The organism is Frankia sp. CcI49 (assembly GCF_001983215.1).
Classification (GTDB): domain Bacteria; phylum Actinomycetota; class Actinomycetes; order Frankiales; family Frankiaceae; genus Parafrankia; species Parafrankia irregularis.
In genome coordinates this window covers 15,982-35,039 of sequence record NZ_MOWP01000008.1, presented here as the reverse complement: position 1 = coordinate 35,039, position 19,058 = coordinate 15,982, and the positions used below count along the sequence as shown (strand labels likewise).

Here is a 19,058-nt window from a genome sequence, read left to right as displayed (position 1 = left end):
TGGCGCGGCCTCCACGGCCGGGTGAACCGCCCGTCTGGGCCATCCTCACGGCCTGGTGCGCCCTGGGAGGTCGCCCGGGTCCCCGGGTGGGACGAGCCAGCTGGACGCGCAGAGCACGGAAGGCTCCGGCGCCGCCAGTGGACCGCCCGCGGCGACCCTGGGCCCCGGAGTCTGCAACGCAGCCGGTGCCGCCGGTGCCGGCACTGCCACTGGTGCCGGCGCTATCGCTGGTGCCGGCGCTATCGCTGGTGCCGGGCTGGCGACGGCCGGCGGCGTGACCGGCTCGGTGGAGCCAGAGCGCCCGGCCACCGCGGGTCGGGCGACCACCACCGGCCGGGCGAGCGGTTCGGGACGGGCGGCCGCGGCTGGCCGCCGGGGCGACGCCGGCCGCGGGGACGACGCCGGCCACGCCGGCCGACCCGGGCGGGTAGGCGCCTGGCGCGGCGGCGCCGCATTCGACGGTGCCGCGCCCGATGCCGTGGCACCCGAGGGCGCCGTGTTCGAGGGCACCACACGCGACGGCACCGCACCCGCCGGCGGGACGTTCGACGGCACGGCGCGCGGGGGCACAGGAGCGCCGATGAGGTCCGAGGCGTCCACGACGCCCAGCTCATCGAGTCGCTCCCGACGGGTGACCGGCGGCAGCCCAGCCCGGCTGAGATAGCGCCGGGCCCGCACGACGTCGACGATCATTGCCGGGGTGTGTCGGGTCATCCGGAACGTCCCGCCGGGGGTCTCGTTCCAGCGCACCGGAACCTCCGCGATGCGGTAGCCCATCGAACGCGCGATCGAGAGCACCTCGACGTCGAAACCGAAGCCGGTCGACCGGGCGAGGCTGAACAGGATCTTGGCTTCGGCATGCCGGAAGGCCTTGAAGCCGCACTGGGTGTCGGCCACGTCCAACGCGGCCAGCGAACGGGTGAGCTGGTTGAAGGCCCAGCTCCCGGCCTTGCGGCCGCTGGTCCTGGTCGCACCGTCACCGATGCGGCGCGACCCGAGCGCGACCTCCGCGTGCTCGAGCGCGGCGAGCAGCAGCGGGAGGTCGTTCACGTCGGAGGCGCCGTCGGCGTCCATGAAGACGATCGACTGGCCGTGGGCGGCGGCGACACCGGCCCGCACCGCGGTGCCCTTCCCGCAGTTCCACGGCAGGCGCACGACTCGATGGCTCGGATGATCACCGAACAGGTCCTCGGCGATGCCGGCGGTGCCGTCGGTGCTGCCGTCGTCGACGACGATCACCTCGACCCTGGGGATCCGGCTCACCACCGCCAGCAGGTGCGGCAGCGACTGTGGAAGTCGCCTCGCCTCGTTGTAGGCGGGGATGATGACGCTCACGGGCACTCGGTCCACTACTCACCCCTCGGCTGCGACGACAGGTGTGATGACCGGACTCTCATCGGATGGCTTCTGTCCGTGGCGACCAGTCTGAATTGCCGAGTTTCGGGGGAATTGTGTTCCCTGTCAACTTCGCACCATCTTGGCATGGCCAGCGCGCCTGAAGGCCACCGGGGCCCACGCTTACCACCCATGCCGGCACAACAACGGCAACAACTTGATCGTCAGCACACGGACTACCCCGGAGGTCGCACTTTCGGAGCGGTCATGGCCGGTCGCCGRCACACCCGCAACCAGAAGGGCGGGACCCAAAGAAACCGCCCCGTCACCCAACGCCATTGCCACCTCCCGGGAGCGTCCGTCCTGTCACCTGCGGAAACGGGACTCGGTGAGGCGACCGGTCGAACGGTCACCGCCGCTGTCGACGTAGACACTTGCACGACAGGTCAGCTGGTGCGCCGCCCGCAAACCGCGCACCGGGCCCCCGCCGGGCCTCACCGGCGCTCCACATCCGCCGCCCGCGAAGCGCCATACCGGGCGGCGCAATCGCGTCACACCCACTGTCACCAGCGGTTTCACCGGTGATGTCGAACCGCCGAACCAGGCCCGCTCATCATCACGAAATGCAGGTCGTCACTGCGGCAACGGAATAGCACCATCGAGCAAACGGACGCTGAGCCACCGGATCGGGCGGAGAAGTCCACCCGCTCGCGGGGCGCCGCGACGCGTCCGGGCGTCGTCTCGTGCACCATACGGAAAGGCACCGCGCGGACGGCCACAGCGGCCACAGCGACCGGATCGGCCACCGGGTCGGCGCCGCAGGTACACCGGCCGTCCCAGCCACCCGACCAGCACGCCGGTACGCCCGGATCCGAGGGGGCCCGCATGCCAAGAGATGATCAGCATCGAGCGGACGCGATGTTGCGGGGGCTCGTCGGCGGCGGCCGCTCGCGACTCAGCCTCAGCGCGGCGATGCGGGCACGGGACGTCGCCCAGCTCACCGACGCCGATCTCGCCTGGGCGGAGGCGACCGTGGTGCTACGCCACGCCTATCCGGCGCCACCGCGGCCCGAGCCCGCAGCCGGAGCCGGACCGGCACAGGGGCCCGGAGCGGTCACGGACCCTGGCGAGGCGCGCAGGCGCCCGACCACGCCGCCCGGCGACCAGGCAGAGGCCTCCCGGCGCGCGGCGTCACCGCCGAACGTGCACCCGCGGCCGCCAGGCACCGCGGACGGGCGGGGTAGGGGTCGGGGCACCCGCCCCCGACCGGGCAGCGCCCGCCCCGGGGCGGGGCGGGGCGGTCAGGACGCCGGCGCGGCCGGCGACGCCTCGGGGAGCTCACCCGAACGCTCGTAGGAAGAGATCATCCGCAGCCGGCGGACGTGACGCTGCTCCTCGCTGAACGGCGTCGTCAGGAAGGCCTCCACGAACCCGATCGCCTCGGGCACCGAGTGCATCCGGGCACCGACGCTGACGACGTTCGCGTCGTTGTGCTGGCGGGCCAGCGTGGCGGTCTGCTCGCTCCACACCAGCGCCGCCCGCACCCCGGCGACCTTGTTCGCGGCGATCACCTCGCCGTTGCCGGAGCCGCCGATCACGATCCCCAGGCTGTCGGACTCGGCGGCCGCCGCGGCCGCGGCGGCCATCACGAAGGGCGGGTAGTCGTCGTCGGGGTCGTACTCGGCGGGCCCGTGGTCGACGGGGGTGTGGCCGAGCTCGGCGAGCCGTGCGACGAGAGCTTCCTTCAGGTGGAACCCAGCGTGATCAGAACCAAGATGGACGCGCATGATGCGCCATCATGCCTGCTCGCCGCCCACCACCGCGCGGCCGGTGACGTACCGCTCGCCCCAGCCGCGCCTTCACCCCACCTCAGGTCGCACCTCGGTCACGCTCCGCGGACCGGTTCAGTCGAAGACCGGGTCCTGATCGCGGGTGCGCTTGAGCTCGTAGAAGCCGGGGGTCCGGGCGACGAGCAGGACGCCGTCCCACAGCCTGCCGGCCGCCTCGCCCCGGGGCGCCGGGGTGACCACCGGGCCGAAGAACGCCGTGCCGGCGACGGCGATGACGGGTGTCCCCACGTCCATGCCGACCCGGCTGATGCCGTCGGTGTGGCTCGCGCGCAGGCGCTCGTCCCACTCGGTCGAACGCGCGGCGGCCGCCAGCGCCGGGTCCAGGCCCGCCTCGACCAGGGCCGCGGCGAAGGTCTCCTCGGTCAGCTCGGCCTTCTGCAGGTGGCGGCGCTCACCGAGCGCCGTGTAGAGCGGGAGCAGCACCTCGTCACCGGCGGTGGCCGCCGCGGCGATGCAGACCCGGACGGGCCCCCAGGCCTGCCGCATGGCCTCCCGGTACTGCTCGGGAACGTCACGGCCTTCGTTGAGCACGGCGAGGCTCATGACGTGCCAGCGCGTCCGCACCGGCCGGACCTTCTCCACCTCCAGCATCCAGCGCGATGTCAGCCACGCCCACGGGCACAGCGGGTCGAACCAGAAGTCCGCGTCGAGGAGCGGCTGGTCCGCCGCGGAGCCGGAATCACTGTTGACGGAGTCGACCGCGAGGGCGGAATCGGCTGTCATGGATCCTCCTGTACGCCTGTACGGCGGTACGGCTGAACGGACAGGGCCGCGCGGGCGGGGTCCTGCCCGCGCGCATGGAACGTGACCGCACCGTGACCGGACCATTTCTCGGACCGGCCGCAGCGATCCCCTGCACACCTCAACCGTCCGCGGGCGTCGGATCCTTCCCTTCTGAGGCGAGATAGGTCGCGATCCGGTTCACCACCGCCACGAAGGGCACCGCCGCGATCGCCCCCGGAATGCCGGCGAGCACGGTGCCGGCCGACAGCGCGATGACGATGGCCAGCGGATGCAGTCGCACCGCCCGGCGCATGATCAGCGGCTGCAGCAGGTGGCCCTCCAGCTGCTGCACGGCGATCACCACACCCAGAATGATCAGTGCGTCACCCAGCCCGTTCGACACGAGCACGACGAGCACGGCGGCGATCCCGGCGACGGTCGCACCGACGATCGGGATGAACCCACCGAAGAACGTCAGCAGGGCCAGCGGCGCCACGAGCGGCGCACCGACCGCGAGCAGCCCGATCGTGATGCCGATCGCGTCCACCGCGGCGACGAAGACCGTCCCGCGGATATAGCCGGTGATCGTGTTCCAGGCCTCGCGGCCGGCGCCGCGGACCCGGTCCTCCGCGCCGGCGGGGAACCGGGTGACGATCCAGTTCCAGATCCGCTCACCGTCGTAGAGGAAGAAGAAGGTGGAGAACAGCGCGACGAGAATGCTGGTCAGGACCTCCGCGGCCACCGACGCCGTCGAGAGCACGCCGGAGACCACCTTCCCCCGGTTGTCGGTGATGCTCTTGCGGATGTCGTCGACCAGGTCGTCGATCTGCCCCTCGGACAGGTGGAACGGCCCGTCCGTCAGATAGTCACGGATCTGGTCGATGCCCTTGCTGACCTGGTCGGCCACGGCCGGGATCTCGTTGGCGGCGTTGAAGCCCACGGCCACGCCGGCCCCGGTCACGATCAGGAAGAACACGATCAGCGCCGCGAACGCCGCGCCGAGCCGAGGCAGGCCCATCCGCTGGAAGCGCTGCGCCAGCGGATGGATCAGCGCGGCGATCAGCAGGCCCGCGATCACCGGGATGACGACGGTGCGCACCCTGCCGACCATCATGCTCAGGATGTAGACGGCGGTGCCGATGACGATCAGGCGCCATGACCACCCGGCGGCGACCCGCAGGGCGACCGGGACGTGCTGCTCGGCGCGGCGCACCGTCGAGCTCGCGTGGGCTCCGTTCACGATCGTGCGCCGGCCGGGCGCCGAGGAGTCACCCGCGCCGTCGGCCCCGGACAGCCGCCGCTCACCCCGCAGGGGCACCCGCCCCAGCCCCGCAACCCGACGCACGGCCCACCCCCTCGCTCCGGCGTCCGACGATCCGCCCACCGGCCCCTGCGCCCTCCGGCACATGCACCCACGGCCCTGCACCCACGGCCCTGTGACCGCCGGCGCGTTGTCCGCCGGCCCCGGGCCCGCCGGCCCGTCAGGTGCTGTCCTCACGGACATCCAACCCGACGGGCCGGGCCGAATTCCACCAAGTCCCCGAAGAACCCGCGCTCCGTACGCGGTCGGGAGGCAACCGGCGTGCCCGCGCGCGGATCGGAACATCCCGGGGCCGCGGCGACGTCGCGCCGTTTCCGCACCAGAATTCGACGGCCTCCGGCGAGGCCATCCGGCGCTGTGCGGCGTAACCCGTAGGTGGACGGAGCCCACCGCCGGGCGTGGGAGACTGACCAACGAGCAACGCCCGTCCCAGCTGACACCGTTCTTCCAGCTGGCACCGTTCTTCCAGCTGGCACCGCCGTCCCAGCTGACACCGCCGTTCCCGCCGACACCGCCGTTCCCGCCGACACCGCGGCGTTTCCGCGAAAGGATCCGGGTGCCTCACAACCTCACCCGCGACGAGGCGCGCGAGCGCGCCCGCCTGCTGGCCGTCTCGTCCTACGACGTCGAGCTCGACCTGACGACCGGTGACGAGACGTTCCTGTCCAGCACCACCGCCACGTTCACCTGCGGCGAACCAGGTGCGTCGACCTTCGTCGAGCTGGCCGCRCCCGCGGTGCGCGAGATCGTGCTCAACGGCCGCCCACTCGACCCGGCCGAGGTCTTCGACGGCTGGCGGATCGCCCTGCCCGGCCTCGCCGCGACGAACGAGCTGCGGGTGGTCGCCGAATGCGCCTACTCCCGGACCGGTGAGGGCCTGCACCGCTTCGTCGACCCGGTGGACGGCGCGGTCTACCTGTACACCCAGTTCGAGACGTACGACGCGCACCGCATGTACACCTGCTTCGACCAGCCCGACCTGAAGGCGGCCTTCACCCTCGCGGTGACGGCGCCGGCCGACTGGAAGATCATCTCCAACAGCGTCGTCACCGGAACCGCCGCCGGCACCGGGCCCGCCGACGGGGCCACCCGGACCTCCTTCGCGCCGACCCCGGTGATGTCGACGTACATCACCGCGCTGGTCGCCGGGCCCTACCACGAGGTGCGCGACCACCACGACGGCATCGACCTCGGCATCTACTGCCGCGGCTCGCTGGCCGAGTTCCTCGACCCGGACGAGATCTTCCAGATCACGAAGCAGGGCTTCGACTTCTACCACCGGGTCTTCGACTACCGGTACCCGTTCGGCAAGTACGACCAGCTGTTCGTGCCGGAGTTCAACGCCGGCGCGATGGAGAACGCCGGCTGCGTGACCTTCCTGGAGGACTACGTCTTCCGGGCGAAGGTCACCGAGGCGCGCCGGGAGCGCCGCGCCGAGACGATCCTGCACGAGATGGCGCACATGTGGTTCGGCGACCTGGTCACCATGCGCTGGTGGGACGACCTGTGGCTCAACGAGTCGTTCGCCACCTACATGTCGGTGCTCGCCCAGGTGACGTCCACCCGGTTCACCAACGGCTGGACGACCTTCGCGAACGCGGAGAAGGGCTGGGCGTACCGCCAGGACCAGCTCTCCTCCACCCACCCGATCGTCGCCGACGCCCCCGACATGGACGCGGTCCGCACCAACTTCGACGGCATCACCTACGCCAAGGGCGCCTCGGTGCTCAAGCAGCTCGTCGCCTGGGTGGGCCAGGAGGAGTTCCTCGCCGGGCTGCGCAGCTACTTCCGCCGCTACGAGTACGGCAACACCTCGCTGCGCGACCTGCTCGTCGAGCTGGAGAAGGCCAGCGGGCGCGATCTGGCGCCCTGGTCGGCCGACTGGCTGGAGACCACCGGGGCGAACACGCTGCGCCCCCGCTTCAGCACGGATTCGTCCGGTCTGTTCACCTCGTTCGAGGTCGTCCAGGAGCCGGCGAGCGCGCCGGCCACCGCGTCACGCACGCTGCGGCCGCACCGGGTCGCGATCGGCCTGTACGACCGGGGCGCCGACGGCCGGCTGGTCCGCCGCGAGCGGGTCGAGCTGGACGTCGTCGGTGCGAGCACCGAGGTCGCGAAGCTGATCGGGGTGCGCCAGCCCGATCTCGTCCTGCTCAACGACGACGACCTCACCTACGCGAAGGTGCGCCTCGACGAGCGGTCGCTCGGCACCCTGATCGACTCGATCGGGACGATCTCGGAGTCGCTGCCACGGACGCTGTGCTGGGCCGCGGCGTGGGACATGACCCGCGACGCCGAGCTGGCCGCGCGTGACTACGTCCGGCTCGTCCTGTCCGGGGTGGACGCCGAGGACGACATCGGCGTCGTCCAGTCACTGGTCGCCAAGGCGGCGCTGACCGTCGACAGCTACGGCGATCCGGCGAACCGACCTGCGGCACTGCGGGAGCTGACGGCCCGTGCCGAGCAGCTGATGCGCGCCGCGGAACCGGGCAGCGACCTGCAGCTCGTCTTCGCCACCGCGTTCGCCCAGACCGAGCAGCCGGAGCAGATCGCCCGGGTGAAGGCGATCTTCGAGGGCACCGACGTGGTGGACGGGCTCGTCCTGGACACCGAGCTGCGCTGGACCCTGCTGATCCAGCTGGTGGCGCGCGGGGTCTACGGCGACGCCGAGATCAACGCGGAGCTGGCCCGGGACAACACCGCGACCGGCGAGAAGCGAGCCGCCACGGCACGCAGCGCCCGGCCGACCGCCGAGGCGAAGGCCGCCGCCTGGGCGGCGGTGATGGAGTCGGACACGCTGTCGAACCATCTGGCGGTCGCCACGATGAACGGCTTCTGGATCAGCGACCAGCTGGAGCTGACCCGGCCGTATGTCGACCGGTTCTTCAGCGAGATCGGCGGCATCTGGGCGACCCGGACGTTCGACAGCGCCCAGACCATCACCCAGATGCTCTTCCCCTCCGACGTCATCGAGGAGGAGACGGTGCGGCGGGTGGACGCCTACCTGGCCGAGCAGGAGCCGGTGCCGGCGTTGCGGCGGGCACTGATGGAAGGCCGGGACGGTCTGGTGCGTGCGCTCGCCGCACGTGCGAAGGACGCCGCCGCGGGTTGAGCGGCCCGTCGGCGAAGGGCCGGTCCTGAGAGGGGCCGGCCCTGGGTGAAAGGACCATCCGGAGGGATCGGGTCCGCCGCGCCGGGCATGACAGCCGGCGCGGCGGGCGGCTCAGCGACGAGCAGCGGCGTGGCCGGCGGGCACGCGGACAGCGGCCGGCGCCCCGGCGGCGTCGGCCAGCTGGCGCAGGCCCGTGACCAGACCGCCGACGAGATCGCCCAGCGCGAAGCTGGACGTCATCGCCAGGGTGGCGAGGCCGGCCGCGGCGTCACTGACGCGCTTCCTCGCGGCCGGCGTCGTCACGATCTGGACGAACCGCTGCCCAGGCGAGACGGCGATCAGGACCGCCTCGTCGTCGTGCCCATCAGCGAGGCCCCCCAGCAGACGCTCGGCGGTGAGCAACGGGTCGTCGCCCAGACCACCGATGCGGACGGCGAACCGGATGCCGGACTGGCTCTGCGCCGCCTGGCGGGCGCGTTCGAGCCGGTCAGCCTGCTCGGAGGTGAAGGCCTCACCAGGTGCCACTGGCACCACCCGTGCCCGGCTTCGCCGCCGAGCGCTTGTCGTCGAGGTCTTCCGACTTCTCACCGATCCAGGTCGTGTCGTGCTCCCACGGCTGACCCGGACGGTAGCGCGACGGCCGGCTCAGACGGCTCGTCAGCGCGGTGAGGATGAACGCCAGCAGGAAGCCACCGACGACCGTGCCACCGTAGATCGTCCAGGCATGGACGGCCGACAGCGGGTCGGGGTCGTAGGTGGTCCCCACATCCTGCGCGGACGCGGACACCGCCAGGAACGGCACGGTGAACAGGGACAACGCGGCAACGGTCAGAGCGCGGCGCGCGGCGACCCGTCGGCCCGACCGGGAGGTCGAGGACAGGTCGCTGGCCGCGACGGACCGCCGAGACGTACGGCGCGGACGACGTGGAATCACGACCGGAAGGGTACCGGGAACAGGTGTCACGGTCCGACCTCAGGGGTGCGAGCTAGCTCGCCGAGGCCGCCGACCGGCCCGACCTCGGCGCCGCGAGGTGGGACACAGCGGTTCAGGGGCGCCGGGGGGTGCCGGTGCCCGCCCGATCGACGGTGCGTGCGCCGCGGTCGGCCGGGCGTGCGCTGTCAGCCGGACGCGCGCTGTCAGCCTGACGGGCGCCGTCGGCCGGACGCGCGCCGAGGGCCTCGGCGAGGCGCCGGGGCCGCGGGTCGGTGAGCAACCGCTCGACGGTGACCGGCCTGCCGTCGCCGTCGAGCACCGGCAGCCGCCAGTTCGGATAGCTGTCGACGGTGCCGGGCAGATTCGGCTGGCGAAGGTCACCGAACGCGTCACCGGGAGCGATCAGGACGACCCGGGCCCGCGACCGGCCGAGCACCGCGTGCATCCCGAGCACCACATCCTCGTCGGCCGGTCCCTTCTCCGCCAGGCCCGCGTCGGGAAGCAGGTTCTCGGCGGCGAGCAGCCGCAACAGGTCGGCGCGCTCGGCGAGCCAGGCCGCGCGCTCGGCGTCCCCCGAACGGGCGAGCACCCCGAGCCGCTCGCGCACCCGCACATGCTCGCCGTCGAGAAACCCGGCGGCGGTCGGCAGGTCGTGCGTGGTGACGCTGGCCATGGAACGCACCCGGTACTCATCCGGCCGGCGCGGCGACCCGTCCGCGGCGCGCTCGAACCAGAGCACCGAGGAGCCGAAGATCCCGGCCTCGTCGAGGGCGGTGGCGACCGACGGCTCGACGGTCCCGAGATCCTCCCCGACGACCAGGGAGCCGGCCCGGGCCGCTTCCAGCGCGAGCAGCCCCAGCAGCGCCGACGCGTCATACCGGACGAAGGTCCCCCCGGCGGCACCGGCTCCGACCGGCACCCACCACAGGCGGAACAGCCCGAGGATGTGATCCACCCGGATACCGCCGCCCCGGGCGAGCACCGCGCGGACCATCGCCCGGAACGGGGCGTAGCCCGCCTCGGCCAGCGCCGCCGGCCGCCACGGCGGAAGGCCCCAGTCCTGGCCCTGCTGGTTGAAGCCGTCCGGCGGGGCTCCCACAGAGGCACCGGCGGCGAGCACCGCACGCATCGCCCACGCGTCCGCGCCACCCGGATCGACGCCGACGGCCAGGTCGTGGACGATGCCGACCCGCATCCCCGCCGACCGGGCGGCCTCCTGCGCCGCCGCGAGCTGCTCGTCGCATCGCCGCTGCAGCCAGGTGTGGAAGGCGACGCGGTGCGCGAGCTCGGCGCGCGCAGTGGCGACCGCGGGAGCGGCGGGGTCACGCAGGTCCTCCGGCCAGACCCGCCAGTCCCGGCCGTGTCGCTCCGCGAGCGCCGACCAGAGCGCGAAGTCGGCCAGCGCGCCACGCTCACCGCCCGGGGCACCCGAGGCGTGCCCGCCACCGCCCGCGCCGTTCGGCGTCTCCGCGCCCGGCGCGGCCGGCGCGCCGGGAGCAGCCGGCGCGCCGGGAGCAGCCGGGGACTGGCTCGCGAACAGCAGCTCCAGTGCGGCCAGCTTCGCCCGCCACACGACGTCCCGATCGATCAGGCCGGCCTGGATCCCGTCGGCGCGGGCCTGGCCCGCCAACCGGTCGACCTCCGCCCGCACCGCGCCGTCCGCGGCCAGGTACTCGGGCGTGATCTCGGGCCGCAGGTACAGCGGCGAGACGAAGCGACGGCTCGACGGCGAGTAGGGCGACGGCTCGACCGGGAACGTCGGTGCCGCCGCGTGCAGGGGGTTCACCAGCAGGACATCGGCGCCGTTGCGGCCGGACCAGGCGGCGATGGTGGCGAGGTCGGCGAAGTCACCCATCGCCCAGGATCCGGCGGAGGCCAGCGCATACAGCTGGATCATCCAGCCCCAGGCACGCCCGCTGGCGGCCCCCTCGAGAGCGCGCCCGCCCGGACCGCCCACGGCGGGCAGGCCGTCGGCGTCGCCGAGGACGTCGGGTACCCGGTCCGGCACCACGATCAGCGGGCACTGTGCCGTGTCCGTGCCGAGCCGCAGCACCAGCTGATGATCGCCCAGCGGCAGGCCGGCCGGGAGATCCACCAGCCCGGCCTGGACCCGGTTGCCGTCCACCTCCCGCGCGTCGTCGGTCAGCCGAACCGCTGCCGCGACCTCGCCGCCGTCCGCCAACGCGACGAACGCGGTGGCGGCGGGGACGGGTGCCGGGCTGGGGCTGGGGCTGGGGGTGCCGGCGACTGTCCCGGTGGTCTGCGGGCCTGCGGGCAGGTGCACCGCGACCGGCTCCGGAGCCGAGGACCGGGCGACCGCCACCGGCGGCAGCGGTCGCCGCCAGCGGGCCGCGTGGGTGTCGTCCAGGGCCCGGGCCGGATCACTGGTGTCGACCCCGAGCAGGTTCAGCACCGCCTGGACCGCCGACGGCGCGACCGTGACCGGCGCGCCGTTCTGCCCGTCGTAGGACGTCGCGACACCGAACTCGGCGGCGAGCCGCGCAAGGTCACCGAGGCCGGACCAGACCGCCTCGGCCTGGGCACCCGCAGCGGCGGGTTCCTGGTCCGGTTCGTTCTGGGCCACGGAGGGATCGCGTCGTCGGGAGCCTTCGTCTGCGGACGTCACCTGCCAGATATTGCCCGTTGATCGGGCTGCGCCCATGCACCTGGGGACCGCTCGCCTTCCGGACCGGCTGTGGTAGGTGGATCACCACCGCCAGGCGACGGCGCGGCACCCGGCGCAGGGGGCGAATGCGGCGCCGGAGGCGAATGCGGCGCCGGGTGGGTTGGGGGCGCGGGGGGCGCCGGCGGGCGAACGGGCGGCGAGGCCGGGCGTTGCCAGGGTGACTCCGGGCCGACTGGACCACCTGGGCTGCTCGGAGTGCCCGGCCTGCTCGGAGTGCCCGGGCCACCAGGCGCGGCTGGTGGGGCCGGATGAGCGAGACCCACGGGCATCGCGCTCCCAGGCGGCCCGGCGGACCCAGGCGGCCCGGCAGGACCGGGCGGCCCGGCAGGACCGGGCGGCCCGGCAGGACCGGGCGGCCCGGCAGGACCCTCCCACGGAAGCCCGACCGACCAGCCGGGTGCCGCGAGCGGCAGCGTCATGCGCATCAGCGCCCCGCCGGACGGCGTGGCCTCCGCGCGAACGGTCCCGCCGTGCATGGCGACCGCGTCCGCCACGATCGCGAGCCCGAGGCCGGAGCCCGGCCGGCCCCTGGCCGACATCGCCCGGTAGAAGCGCTCGAACACCTTCTCCCGGTCGGACGGCGCGATGCCCGGCCCCTCGTCGGAGACCGTCACCTCCCCGCCGCGGCTGGCCACCCGGACGGTGGAAGACGCCGGGCTGAACTTCACGGCGTTGTCCAGCAGGTTGGTCACCGCCCGTTCCAGCAGGCCGGGGCGCCCGGCCACGATCGAGGGCTCCGTGACCACCTCGATGTGGATGTTCCTGGACTTCGCCCGCCGCCGCGCCCGCTCGACGGCGGAACGCACGATGCCGGCGAGGTCGAGCCGTTCCACTTCCTCTGTGGGCGCCTCGTCCCGAGCGAGCTCGATGACCTCGTTGACCAGATCGGTCAGTTCCCGCATCTGCGCGTCGACGTCGCGCAGCAGCGCCGCCCGGTCCTCCGCCGGCAGGGCCCGGTTCGGCGTGGACTCCGCCCGCAGCAGCAGCTCGATGTTGGTGCGCAGGCTGGTCAGCGGGGTGCGCAGCTCGTGGGCGGCGTCGTCGACGAGCTGGCGTTGCCGCAGCCTGGAGGCTTCCAGCGCCCGCAGCATGCTGTTGAGGCTGCTCGCGAGGCGCGCGATCTCGTCGCTGCCGGTCACGGGTATGAGCGCCGACAGGTCCTGGGTCCGCGCCACCTCCTCCGCGGCGGCCGCGGCGGCGTCGACCGGTTTCAGGGACGCCCGTGCGACGAGCCGGCCGGCGATCACCGAGCCGATGACGCCGACCAGGCCGACGACGAACAGCACGACGCCGAGGTCACGCAGGGTCCGGTCGACGTCCGAGGTGGGGCGGGCGAACTGGAGAGCACCGGTGCCGTTCAGCGGCGGCGGGTAGCGCAGCGGGACTGTCACCACCCGGTAGCGCGCGCCGTCGACCGTCACCGTGTGCAGGTTCTTCCGCCGCAGGCCTTGGGCGACCTGCACGTCCTGCGCGTCCACGGGGATCGCGACCCTGTCCAGCGAGGGGAACTCCTTGCGCCGTGGCACGCCGTCGGAGTCGAGGAACTGGATCTCCATGCCGAAGGTCAGCGCGCCGACGTTGATCTCGCTCGTCTGCAGGTCCACGATCGCCTGCACGTTCGCGGCGGAGGCTCTGGCCTGTTCCAGCAGCTGGTCGTCGATCGCCTGGTTGAGCACGATTCTGGTCACGCCGAGCGCGACGCCGGCGACCACGGCGACCGCCGCCGCGACGGCGACGCCCGCGAGCAGGGACATCCGGGCCCGCAACGTCAGCCGCGACAGCAGCCCCGACCAGCCGGGCGGCCGGTGCTCGGGCTCACGAGGCGCCGCGGACCCGATCCGCCGCCCTTCCGCCTCCAGGTTCATCGAATGCTCACGCCCGGTCGGCGGCGGGCAGCTCACGCAGGACGTAGCCGACACCGCGCACGGTGTGCAGGAGCCGGGGCTCGCCGTCCGCCTCCAGCTTGCGGCGGAGGTAGCTCACGAACACCTCCAGCGAGTTGGAGGAGGGGCCGAAGTCGTAGCCCCACACCTTCTCCATGATCGTCGAGCGGGAGAGCACCTGGCGCGGATGGCTCAGGAACAGCTCCAGCAGCTCGAACTCGGTCTTGGTCAGGGTGAGCTCGCGCGGGCCGCGCAGGACCTGGCGGCTCACCGGGTCCAGCCGGACGTCCGAGTACAGCAGCACCGAGGCCGCGTCCCGATCGGCTGCCTGGCCCTGGCCGGCCGCGCCGCGCGTCGTCAGCGTGGCGCGGCGGATCAGGGCGCGGAGCCGGGCGAACAGCTCCTCCAACGCGAACGGCTTCACCAGGTAGTCGTCGGCGCCGACGTCGAGGCCGCTGACCCGGTCGGCGAGGCCGTCGCGGGCGGTCAGCATGAGGACCGGCACGTCGTTGCCCCGCCCGCGCAACCGCCGGCAGGTCTCCAGCCCGTCCATGCGGGGCATCATCACGTCGAGGACGACGATGTCCAGCTGCTCACGCCCCACCAGATCGAGAGCGTCCACGCCGTCCGCGGCGGTACGCACCTCGTACCCCTCGAAGCGCAGCGACCGCTCCAGTGACTCACGGACAGCGTCATCGTCGTCCACAACCAGTACGCGCACGCCCCCAGTGTGCCTGCCACCGCGGACGGTTCCGGGCTTTGGACGCGCCTGTAAGCAAGACCTTCCGGGATCCTCAGCCCAGCTTCAGACAAGAAGGCCGACGCGGCGCGAACGGGGTCAGCGCGGACCTCCCGCGCCGGTTCCGGGACCCGGGCCAGCCCCCGCACCGGCTCCGGCGCCAGCGCCCGCACCGGCACCGGCCTGGCCGCCGCCGGATGTCGACGAGGACGGCAGCGGCGGGTCGATCCGCGGCGCGGGCAGATCGCCACCGCCGCGACCGGAGGAGTCGGTGGAGCCGTCGTTCGAGCTCGTCTCGTCCTCCTCCGCGGCCGCCCCCTCCTCATCGTCGTCGTCGACCACCACGACCTCACTGCGCTGCACCGTGCCCAGCGCGATGCCCGCGGCGCTGAGCACGGCCCGGACCCGTTCACGAAGCTCGCGGGCCACGTCCCACTGCTTGAGGGGCTGGGTCTTGATCGCGATCCGCAGGGTGTAGCCGTCGGCGGTCATGGTCTCCATGCCCCAGACCTCGGGCTCGTCGAGGATCAGGGCCGACCACTCGTCGTCCTGCCACAGCTCGTCCGCCGCCCGGCGCAGCAGGCGCTTGGCCTCGGTGACCTCGGTGTCGTAGTCGAGCGGAACGTCGAGAACCGTGCGGGCCCACTGCTGGCTCTTGTTCCCGACCCGGGTTATCTCGCCGTTACGCACATACCAGACCGTGCCCTCGACGTCCCGCAAACGCGTCATCCGCAGGCTCACCGCCTCGACGGTGCCCGAAATCGGGCCGACGTCGATCACGTCGCCGACGCCGTACTGGTCCTCCAGAAGCATGAACATGCCCGACAGGAAGTCGCGCACGAGGTTCTGCGCGCCGAAACCGACCGCGATCCCGAGCACACCGGCGCTGGCGACGATCGGCGCGAGATTGATCCCCAGCTCGCCGAGGATCGTCAGGAAAGCCAGCCCGAAGATAAAGATTGACGTCACGCTACGCAGCAGGGAACCGACGGTCGCGGCACGCTGGCGGCGGCGTTCGATCAGCACCGTCGGATCGCCGAATGCACCGAGCAGAGTGTTGGAGCGCAGCCCTCGCAACGGCCCCGAACTGCGGCCGGACGCAGCCCGCCCGGTGGCCCGCCGGATGAATCTGTGCAGGAGCGATCGCACCATCAGCGCGATCATCAGAATGAGCAAAATCTTGATCGGAGTACCGAGAAACACCTCGGCACCAGACGCAAGATAGTCACTGTGAGTGACGTTGTAGACCGTCCGGCAGGTGATGCTGGCGTCGGTGCCGCAGGCCTCTCGCAACGCCTTGCCTACCCCCTCGATCGAGACGATCGGATCGTCCGTCGCGCCGGGTGACACCGACACCGAGGGAATCGGGGTAGGCGAGGCGGACCCGGCCGCCGTGGTGGGCGCGGGCGTCGGGGACAGGAACGCACCGAGCATCGGGATGACCGACTTGGCCGTCACCGGCGGACCCGGCCCTGCGACACCGCATGACACCCGGGCCCACGGCGGCTTGACGCGAAGCACGCCGAACCGGAAACGCTAGATGGGCACACCGTTGGCCATCCTCCGTAGCTGGTTCTGTCGGTCAGATCTGGCGCATCGGCGCCGGCTCGGGACCCGCCCAGCGCCACCCGCGACCTGGAGGGTCGGCGGAGGCCAGCGGACGGCCAGCCGTGGACGAACGCCCACGCTCCCGCGCACGGCCACCGATGTCGACCTTGACAGTGTCGCCCATCGGCGACCTTCGACGGCCGGACACCCCCACCTCGACCACGAACAGACACAACGCTACACGCGACCACGCAACGTAATTATGCGGTCACGACACATGACCTGATGGGCTTGTTGTTGGTCACAAACCGGGCCGGATATGCACATCAGCGCTTAGGCCGGGCCGATGACCATGCAAACAGGCTCGCGTTCCGACGCAGAAGAAGGTTGACTGTCCATTGTCACCGGAGACGCTGGGTAGGACGGTCCGCGAGGACCCTCGGGTGGGCAGGAGGTCGGCGCGTGGCAGAGGCGCTGGTTCTCAATGCCACGTACGAGCCTCTGTGCGTGGTGTCACAAAGAAGAGCACTGGTGCTGGTCCTGACCRACAAGGCCGTCATGGTCGAATCCGCCGGTCAGGTACTTCGTTCGACGACGAGCTCGGTCGAGGTGCCGATCGTGGTGCGGTTAGCGCGGTTCGTGCGCGTGCCATACCGTTCCCAGGTTCCGCTAACCCGCAAGGGCGTCCTGGCACGTGACCATCATCGGTGTGTGTATTGCAACGCCCCGGCAACGTCGCTGGACCACGTCATCCCCCGCTCTCGCGGCGGGCCGCATGTATGGGAGAACGTCGTGGCGGCCTGCGGCCGCTGCAACCATGTCAAAGCCGACCGAGCGGTTGCCGATCTCGGTTGGCGGCTTCGCACGGCACCTCGAGCGCCGAGCGGAGCCGCCTGGCGCATTCTGGGGTCCCGGCGGATGGATCCACGGTGGTCGCGCTACCTGAGCACCGTGTCCGACGTCCCCACCGACATCTCGGGGGCGGCCGCCAGCGCCTGATCGTGCTACACCGAGCCCGCTGTCGGGTGCCTGACACGCCGCCCGCACGGTCCCGAGCCATCGGCCCGGTGCCTGCGGGCTGACAGGCGCCCGACGCGCGGCCGCGTCGACTGGCACGCGTTCGCCCGGTGGCACGCGTGCGTCTTCACGCGTCCGCAGGCAGGTTCCTGCCGGCATGCGTCCATACTCGCCGAGGCGTGGTAGCGCGCCGCGGCACCGGGGCAGGTACACCGCGTGCGCGTACTCGTCACCGGCGCGACCGGCTACATCGGCGGCCGGCTGGCCCCCCGCCTGCTCGCGGGCGGTCACCACGTCCGCTGCCTGACCCGCGATCCGGCCCGGCTCGCGGACGTTCCCTGGGCACACCACCGCAACGCCGAGATCATCCGCGCGGACGCGCTGGATCCGGCCTCGCTGCGCCCGGCCCTGGCGGGCGTCGACACCGCCTACTACCTGATCCACTCCATCGACAGCGGGGGTGACTTCTCCGCCGTCGACCGCGCGGCCGCCCACGCCTTCGCCGACGCCGCGCGGGCCGCCGGCGTGCACCGGCTGATCTACCTGGGCGGTCTGAGCCCCGCGACACCGGCGGAGGCGGGCAGCGGGGCGACGGCCAGCCAGCCGAGCGGCGGGGTCTCGGAGCATCTGGCGTCGCGCCAGGAGGTGGCCCGCATCCTGCTCGGCTCCGGCGTTCCGACCGTCGTCCTGCGGGCCGCGGTCGTCATCGGCAGCGGCAGCGCGTCGTTCGAGATGCTGCGCCATCTCACCGAGCGACTGCCGATCATGGTGACCCCGCGCTGGGTGCGCACCCGCATCCAGCCCATCGCCGTCCGGGACGTCCTCTACTACCTGATCGGATGCCTGGACATCCCGGCCACGGTCAACCGCTCGTTCGACATCGGCGGCCCGGACATCCTGACCTACGCGGACATGATGCGGCGCTTCGCCGCCGTCGAGGGGCTGCGCGAACGAATCATCATCCAGGTTCCCGTGCTTTCGCCCGGCCTGTCCTCACTCTGGGTCGGCCTGGTCACGCCGGTGCCCCGGGCGATCGCGCGCCCGCTGGTCCGCTCGCTGCGCACGGAGGTCGTCGCGGGCGAGCACGACATCGCCGCCTGGGTGCCCGATCCACCCGACGGACTCGTCCCGTTCGAGACCGCCGTGGCCTACGCGCTGGCGAAGGTGCGTGACCGGGCGGTGGAGACACGCTGGTCCACCGCCCGCTGGCCGGGCGCCCCGACCACCACCCCCTTCCCACAGGCCATCGCCGCGCTCGTCGGCGTTCCGGGACCGCCCGGCGAGCCCGCCGTCACCGATCCGATCTGGGCCGGCGGCTCGCTCTACACCGACGAACGCACCCGCCCGGTCGCGGCGTCGGCGGACCGCCTGTGGGCCGTCATCGAGGGCATCGGCGGCGAGAACGGCTGGTACAGCTGGCCGCTGGCCTGGTCGGCGCGGGGATGGGTGGACATCCTGGTCGGCGGGGTCGGGCACCGGCGCGGCCGGCGAGATCCGCGGCAGCTCAGAACCGGCGAGGCGATCGACCTGTGGCGGGTCGAGGAGATGGTTCCGGGCCGGCTGCTGCGGCTGCGCGCGGAGATGAAGCTGCCCGGCCAGGCCTGGCTCGAGCTTCGGGTCGAACCAGCTGACGGCGGTGGCGGCGGTGGCGGTGGTCAGCGGGGCGTCGTCTACCGGCAGCGGGCGCTGTTCCTGCCCCGCGGGCTGCCCGGGCATCTCTACTGGAAGGCGGTCAGCCCCTTCCACGCCGTGGTCTTCGGTGGCATGTTGCGGACGATCGTCCACCGAGCCGAGGCCGACCAGCGCGCCGAGGCCGACCCAGGACGTCCCATTCCCGCAGCACGCGGCCATGCGTGATCGAGCGGTCCGGTAGGGAGCTGTCGGCGCACCGGTAGGTGCAGTCGGCACGG

The 19,058-nt window shown here is 72.5% G+C and carries 14 protein-coding genes; 4 read left to right on the top strand and 10 right to left on the bottom strand.

What is annotated here, in order from left to right:
- Positions 1–45 precede the first annotated feature (45 nt).
- Complete coding sequence (locus tag CcI49_RS44095) at positions 46–1,335, bottom strand: glycosyltransferase (RefSeq protein WP_277872698.1); 1,290 nt, start codon at positions 1,333–1,335, stop codon at positions 46–48.
- Positions 1,336–2,220: 885 nt separating this feature from the next.
- On the opposite strand from CcI49_RS44095, the gene CcI49_RS41445 reads away from it, so the two are divergent.
- Positions 2,221–2,691, top strand: coding sequence for a hypothetical protein (locus tag CcI49_RS41445; protein WP_131831031.1), 471 nt, complete (start codon positions 2,221–2,223; stop codon positions 2,689–2,691).
- Here the strand turns inward: CcI49_RS41445 and CcI49_RS07700 are convergent.
- The 3 genes from CcI49_RS07700 to CcI49_RS07690 form a co-directional block, all read right to left on the bottom strand.
- Entirely contained in the window at positions 2,637–3,122 is a 486-nt protein-coding gene (locus tag CcI49_RS07700) for a ribose-5-phosphate isomerase (RefSeq protein WP_054566880.1), read from the bottom strand. The genes CcI49_RS41445 and CcI49_RS07700 overlap by 55 nt on opposite strands.
- 117 nt (positions 3,123–3,239) lie before the next feature.
- Complete coding sequence (locus CcI49_RS07695; protein WP_054566879.1) at positions 3,240–3,908, bottom strand: hypothetical protein; 669 nt, start codon at positions 3,906–3,908, stop codon at positions 3,240–3,242.
- A gap of 139 nt (positions 3,909–4,047) precedes the next feature.
- Complete coding sequence (locus CcI49_RS07690) at positions 4,048–5,253, bottom strand: AI-2E family transporter (protein ID WP_054566878.1); 1,206 nt, start codon at positions 5,251–5,253, stop codon at positions 4,048–4,050.
- A gap of 532 nt (positions 5,254–5,785) precedes the next feature.
- On the opposite strand from CcI49_RS07690, the gene pepN reads away from it, so the two are divergent.
- Complete coding sequence (gene pepN, locus CcI49_RS07685) at positions 5,786–8,341, top strand: aminopeptidase N (protein WP_054566877.1); 2,556 nt, start codon at positions 5,786–5,788, stop codon at positions 8,339–8,341.
- A 111-nt stretch (positions 8,342–8,452) separates the two neighbouring features.
- On the opposite strand, the gene CcI49_RS07680 is transcribed toward pepN, so the two are convergent.
- The 6 genes from CcI49_RS07680 to CcI49_RS07655 all read right to left on the bottom strand — a co-directional run bounded on the left by CcI49_RS07680 (position 8,453) and on the right by CcI49_RS07655 (position 16,017).
- Positions 8,453–8,866 carry a DUF5130 family protein gene (locus CcI49_RS07680; protein WP_054566876.1) on the bottom strand — a complete coding sequence of 138 codons (414 nt, stop codon included), beginning with the start codon at positions 8,864–8,866 and terminating at the stop codon, positions 8,453–8,455.
- Positions 8,853–9,158: a hypothetical protein gene (locus CcI49_RS07675; protein WP_241839952.1), complete on the bottom strand. Its 306-nt coding sequence runs from the start codon at positions 9,156–9,158 to the stop codon at positions 8,853–8,855. Before CcI49_RS07675 ends, CcI49_RS07680 begins: the two co-directional genes overlap by 14 nt.
- A 229-nt stretch (positions 9,159–9,387) precedes the next feature.
- Positions 9,388–11,937, bottom strand: coding sequence for a 4-alpha-glucanotransferase (gene malQ, locus CcI49_RS07670; protein WP_241839951.1), 2,550 nt, complete (start codon positions 11,935–11,937; stop codon positions 9,388–9,390).
- Complete coding sequence (locus CcI49_RS07665; protein ID WP_076825562.1) at positions 11,898–13,826, bottom strand: HAMP domain-containing sensor histidine kinase; 1,929 nt, start codon at positions 13,824–13,826, stop codon at positions 11,898–11,900. Before CcI49_RS07665 ends, malQ begins: the two co-directional genes overlap by 40 nt.
- A 7-nt stretch (positions 13,827–13,833) precedes the next feature.
- On the bottom strand, positions 13,834–14,565 hold the full coding sequence (locus CcI49_RS07660) for a response regulator transcription factor (protein WP_054566873.1): 732 nt from the start codon (positions 14,563–14,565) through the stop codon (positions 13,834–13,836).
- Positions 14,566–14,682: 117 nt separating this feature from the next.
- Positions 14,683–16,017: a mechanosensitive ion channel family protein gene (locus tag CcI49_RS07655; RefSeq protein WP_054567245.1), complete on the bottom strand. Its 1,335-nt coding sequence runs from the start codon at positions 16,015–16,017 to the stop codon at positions 14,683–14,685.
- A 576-nt stretch (positions 16,018–16,593) separates the two neighbouring features.
- Here CcI49_RS07655 and CcI49_RS07650 point away from each other — a divergent pair.
- Together CcI49_RS07650 and CcI49_RS07645 are read left to right on the top strand one after the other, a co-directional pair.
- The gene (locus CcI49_RS07650) at positions 16,594–17,130 is read left to right on the top strand and encodes an HNH endonuclease (protein WP_076825350.1); all 537 of its coding nucleotides are present in this window, start codon (positions 16,594–16,596) and stop codon (positions 17,128–17,130) included.
- Between the two features lie 234 nt (positions 17,131–17,364).
- On the top strand, positions 17,365–19,005 hold the full coding sequence (locus tag CcI49_RS07645; protein WP_076825347.1) for an SDR family oxidoreductase: 1,641 nt from the start codon (positions 17,365–17,367) through the stop codon (positions 19,003–19,005).
- Positions 19,006–19,058: the final 53 nt, after the last annotated feature.

What these genes read in the sequence shown, in the direction of transcription:
- CcI49_RS41445 (WP_131831031.1), top strand. Translation starts at nt 2,221, where the DNA reads ATGCCAAGAGATGATCAGCATCGAGCGGACGCGATGTTGCGGGGGCTC.
- CcI49_RS07700 (WP_054566880.1), bottom strand. Translation starts at nt 3,122, where the DNA reads ATGCGCGTCCATCTTGGTTCTGATCACGCTGGGTTCCACCTGAAGGAA.
- CcI49_RS07695 (WP_054566879.1), bottom strand. Translation starts at nt 3,908, where the DNA reads ATGACAGCCGATTCCGCCCTCGCGGTCGACTCCGTCAACAGTGATTCC.
- malQ (WP_241839951.1), bottom strand. Translation starts at nt 11,937, where the DNA reads ATGGGCGCAGCCCGATCAACGGGCAATATCTGGCAGGTGACGTCCGCA.
- CcI49_RS07665 (WP_076825562.1), bottom strand. Translation starts at nt 13,826, where the DNA reads ATGAACCTGGAGGCGGAAGGGCGGCGGATCGGGTCCGCGGCGCCTCGT.
- CcI49_RS07655 (WP_054567245.1), bottom strand. Translation starts at nt 16,017, where the DNA reads ATGCTCGGTGCGTTCCTGTCCCCGACGCCCGCGCCCACCACGGCGGCC.